Raw genomic sequence first — 1,822 nt, 5'->3', positions numbered from 1 at the left:
GAGATAATCCCTATAAATCCCCTGCCAATCCTTGCCGTGAAAGGCTTCTTGGTTGGCGACTTTCTCTAAAGCTCCCCCCTGCATCAGGGCCCCGGCAGCAGAATTCACCATCACCGCCGCCAGAGGACAGGTGGGGGTCAGCACCGCCGTAAGACTACTCAGAGTTACCCCCAGAGCGGCCTTGAAGGCAGGCTTAAAGGTGGTACGAGGTCTCTGGGATTCTTCAGTAATAGAGGGCAGGACCGTGTGGTGAATCTCGGTGAACTCGGGGCGAGGCGCCACCTCTAGGCCCGAGGGACGCTGGCCCGTTGTGGAGATAACCTCCAGATGCGGCGTATCCACACTAAGCCTCCCTTGCACCGAGCAATCTATATAGTCCACCCCTTGGCCTTGGTGAGCCTGGGTTTTCTGCAGAATCTTACTGTCTCGGGTCACCGAAACTTTCTCAAATCCATCCTGCCGAAGGGCGGGGGTTAGGAGAAGTTTTTCGCGAGCCTCAATGCGCACCTCCCCCTTAAACTGACTCCAAAGTTGAGTTAGGAAGGTCCAAAATTTCATCGCAGCCACGGCACCTCCTCTGGCCCTTCCACCCAGGCTTGAGTGAGAGGTTTTTCTCCCAAGAACAGGTTGTTAGCCAGGATATCCAAGGCTTTTCGAGATTCTGGGGTATCCTCTAGCTCCAGCACCTGAGCTAGGATATAGAAATATTCCGGGTGAATGAGGCGGCTGTCCAGCTGTTCCAGTTGCTCCTGCGCCACCCGCTGCATCCCGTCAAAGGACCGGCCAAAGAGGGCGACCTCCTTGGCAAAAAAGGCAAACCGCAAAATAGGAAAGGGTACCCAGATGACGGCCTGGCTTCGAGGCGGGTTCTGACCTTGGAGATAGGGCCGGCGACCATAGGGGGGGCCCGGACAGGGAAGCGGCCAGTTGAGGGAGGGTGTATATTCTTCATGGGTGCACTGTTCTTCATGCATTTCAAAGCTATCTCGACGACCTATGAAGAGATCATTCACAATTCCCAGACATTCAAGAATGTCTCTATCAATAACATCTTTCACCATTTCTGCTACATACTGCATCAGCGACTCATCAGGATAATAATCATGTCCATTTTTAATTTTTTCCTGCACCAAATCATAAACATTTTTCCCAGATACATCCCTTGAAAACTCAAACATCCACCCTAATACGTGTGCCACGTCGGTAAATCCATCGCTCCAATCGTATTTTGGATAATCGTATTCTCGCCATTCATTTAACAATAACACCTTCATCAAAAACCCCGCCAAATAGCGAGTACAATCTCGCCAATCTGGATCTGGAGTGTATTTATCAACATTAGAATTATTCAAAACATAACGCTGATAATATTGTCCTAATATACTCATCTTCATCCTCCTATTTTTTATTCAAAAGATCTGGATTCGTATTTAATTTAGGAATTTCTCCATCCTGAAATTTTTTCAGTTCTTTATCCGTTGCAGGATAATGTTGAGATCGAATCTCCACACCGTTTTTATTTTGAGGACGCACTTGCACCACATGTAAATCGTTCTGGGGTGCTCCGCCACGAGGCTCTTTTGGACGAGCCTCACTGGACTTTTGATAGGATTCAGTCCAAGTTCGAGTATTTCCAGTCTTCGGACATACTTCTTTCACATTATTCGATCCACCATTGGTGCGAATGTTGGGATTTCCATCTTTTGGAGGTTCGTATTTTTTATAAAACCGCACTCTTCCATCTGGTAAATCCTTACGATACTTATATTTAGAGTTTTTCACCGCCTTTTCCACCTCTTCGGTAAACTTCGGATGCACCTGA

2 protein-coding genes and 1 pseudogene are annotated in these 1,822 nt (G+C 48.0%); all 3 read right to left on the bottom strand.

The window, feature by feature from the left end:
* Positions 1-567: hypothetical protein (locus HCUR_RS00905; RefSeq protein ID WP_207760846.1), on the bottom strand; the 567-nt coding region annotated here is incomplete at its 3' end.
* A complete protein-coding gene (locus HCUR_RS00900; protein WP_243397232.1) occupies positions 555-1,394 on the bottom strand; it encodes a hypothetical protein in 840 nt (279 codons plus the stop codon). The genes HCUR_RS00900 and HCUR_RS00905, both read right to left, overlap by 13 nt.
* 4 nt (positions 1,395-1,398) lie before the next feature.
* A pseudogene (locus tag HCUR_RS08105) lies at positions 1,399-1,822 on the bottom strand (hypothetical protein); the annotation flags it as partial.

It is taken from the genome of Holospora curviuscula (assembly GCF_002930195.1).
In the GTDB taxonomy this organism is placed as follows: domain Bacteria; phylum Pseudomonadota; class Alphaproteobacteria; order Holosporales; family Holosporaceae; genus Holospora; species Holospora curviuscula.
The sequence above is the reverse complement of the archived record's forward strand: the minus strand, read 5'-3'. Positions and strand labels throughout refer to the sequence as shown.